Below are 2,552 nucleotides of genomic sequence, written 5' to 3'. Positions count from 1 at the left end.
TCTGGCCCGCATCATGAGCGGGCCAGAGGCCCGCGCTCCCCTAACGCCCCTTGAACGTCGGCTTGCGCTTCTCGCGGAAGGCTGAGGTGCCCTCCTTGTAGTCTTCCGTCAGGCCCGTCAGCACGTTCTGCTCGGCGTCCATGTGCGAGCCGAGGTCGTGCAGGGCGAACGTCACGCGGTTGACCGTGGTCTTGGTCATGCGCACAGGAATCGGCGGCTGCTTGGCGATGCGCTCGGCAAACTCCATGGCGGCGGCGAGCGCCTGGCCGTCATCGACCACCTTCTCGACCAGGCCCCACTCGAGCGCATCGGCCGCCGGGATGCGGTCGGACGCCAGGATCACCGCCTGCTTGGTGCGCGCCGGTCCCATCAGCGCAATCATGCGCGGGATCGACCCCCAGCTCATGTTCATGCCGAGCTCGACCTCGGGGATGCGGAAATGCGCACCCTTGCCGCAGAAGCGGAAGTCGAGCGACACGACCAGCGCCGCGCCGCCGCCGATGCAATGGCCTTCGATGGCGGCGATGGTCACCTGGTCCATCTCCTGCCAGGCACGCGACATCTTTGGACCGAGCCGCTGGCGATGGATCTTCTCGGCGATCGTGGCGGTGTCCCGCAGCCGGCCTTCGGGATCCTTGAGGTCGAAGCCCGCCGAGAAGGCCTTCGCCGAGCCGGTCAGGATCACCACCGACGTGTCGAGATCGTCCTCGAAGTCACGCGTGACGTCGCGCAGCTCGCGCATCGCCTGGTAGGAGAAGGCATTGACGTTGTCGCCGCGGTCGAAGCGCACGACCGCGATGCGGCCCTGCGGGCCCAGCCCCTTCTCGACTTTGACGAATCGGCGCTCGGCTCCTTGGGCCATCTCACGTTCCTCCTGTGTTCGCGGCAACGTAGCGGCTCGGCTTTACAAGCGCGAGCGGCTTGGATTGGATGGCCCTCATGTCGAAATCGATCGCTTTCCTTTCGCTCGAACGCCGCATCGACGCGATGTTCTCCCGCTACACCAAGCCCGGCTCGCCGGGCGCCGTCGTCGCCGTGATGCAGGGCGGCGAGGTCGAGATCTGCAAGGGCTACGGGCTCGCCAGCGTCGAGCACAACGTGCCGATCACGCCGCAGACCCGCTTTCGCATCGCCTCGGTGAGCAAGCAGTTCACCGTCACCACGGCGCTGCTGCTGGCGGCCGAGGGCAAGCTCAAGCTCAGCGACCCGCCGCACCAGTACCTGAAGGAGCTGAAGCCGCTGCCGGTCACCATCGACCAGATGATGCGCAACTCCAGCGGCCTGCCCGACTTCCTGGAATTGCTGCGGCTGGGCGGCCATGCGCTCGAGAAGCCGGTGCGCGCCCAGGACCTCCTCGCCGCCTGCAGCCGCAACAACCATCTCAACTTCGCGCCGGGCAGCCGCTTCCTTTACAGCAACTCCAACTTCCTGCTGCTGGGCTTCATCATCGAGCGCCTCACCAAGAAGAAGCTGGGCGAGGTGATGGAGGAGCGCATCTTCAAGCCGCTCGGCATGACCAGCACCATGCTGGCCGATGCCATCGATACGGTGATCCCCAACCTCGCCACCGGCTATCTCGGCGACGACAAGACGGGCTTCCGCCGCGCCGGCCACGCCTATCCGCAGGGCGGCGAGGGCGGGCTCACCTCCTCGGTCGAGGATCTGCTGATCTGGAGCCGGCACTACGACAATCCCGTGCTGGGCAAGACGCTGCCGGCGCAACTTGCCGCCGTCGCGCCGCTGACGGGCGGACATGCCAACCACTATCGCCGCGGCGTCGGCATCGGCGAGGTGCGCGGGATGGAGACGGTGGGCCATGGCGGCCTGTGGCCGGGCTATCGCACGGAGTTCCTGCGGGTGCCGGCGGCGGACCTCACCGTGATCGTGATCGCCAATCTCGCGACCATCGATCCCTGGCGGCTGGCGCATGCCATCGCGGCCGACGCGCTGGAGGGCGACAAGCGGCTGAAGGCCAGGCTGGACCCCATCACCGAGGCCGAGATCAAGCCGATCGCCGGCACCTGGTTCAATGCCGAGGAGCCCGCGCTGTTCGACCTGGCGTGGAAGAACGGTGAAGCCGTCGTGACCCAGAATGGCATGCCCTTCGTGCTGGGCCGCCGTCCCGGCGGCTGGTTCGGCGCCGAGCGCGGCTCGTTCGAGTTCATGCTGAAGCCCGGCAAGGACGGGCTGCGCGTCGATCTCGGCGCGGGCCGTGTCGTGTCGTTCAAGAAGCTCGGCAAGCGCAAGGCCGTGCCGGCCGCCGTGGCCGGAACCTATGTTTCGGCCGACTCCGGCGCCGTCTGGGACATCAAGGGCAAGGGCGACAAGTGGGAAGGCGCGGTGAGCGGCCCGCTGATCGCCGGTGGCCCGGCCTGGCCGGTGCGCGGCCTCGACGCCGACATGATCGAGATCGACACGCCGGGCAACTGGATCTCGGTCAGCCAGCTCGCCCATCTGGTGCGCGACGGCGCCGGCAAAGTCGAAGCGATCGAGGTCTCGACCGGCCGCATCAAGAAGATGCGGTTTGAGCGGACGTCTTAGTCTTCCGGACC

The 2,552-nt window shown here is 67.5% G+C and carries 2 protein-coding genes; one reads left to right on the top strand and one right to left on the bottom strand.

Translation table 11 applies throughout. The annotated features are described in order from the left end of the window. Positions 1–40: 40 nt before the first annotated feature. The gene (locus RSO01_RS46485; protein WP_147157428.1) at positions 41–862 is read right to left on the bottom strand and encodes an enoyl-CoA hydratase/isomerase family protein; all 822 of its coding nucleotides are present in this window, start codon (positions 860–862) and stop codon (positions 41–43) included. 77 nt (positions 863–939) lie between these two features. Here RSO01_RS46485 and RSO01_RS46480 point away from each other — a divergent pair, with 77 nt between their 5' ends. Next, positions 940–2,541, top strand: coding sequence for a serine hydrolase domain-containing protein (locus RSO01_RS46480; protein ID WP_170303901.1), 1,602 nt, complete (start codon positions 940–942; stop codon positions 2,539–2,541). Positions 2,542–2,552 lie beyond the last annotated feature (11 nt).

Origin of the sequence: Reyranella soli (assembly GCF_007992495.1) — a bacterium.
Taxonomy (GTDB): Bacteria; Pseudomonadota; Alphaproteobacteria; order Reyranellales; family Reyranellaceae; genus Reyranella; species Reyranella soli.
This window is presented reverse-complemented; position numbering and strand designations above follow the sequence as displayed.

Excerpts from the sequence above, each read along its gene's own strand:
- RSO01_RS46485 (WP_147157428.1), bottom strand. The coding sequence starts at position 862 with ATGGCCCAAGGAGCCGAGCGCCGATTCGTCAAAGTCGAGAAGGGGCTG.
- RSO01_RS46480 (WP_170303901.1), top strand. The coding sequence starts at position 940 with ATGTCGAAATCGATCGCTTTCCTTTCGCTCGAACGCCGCATCGACGCG.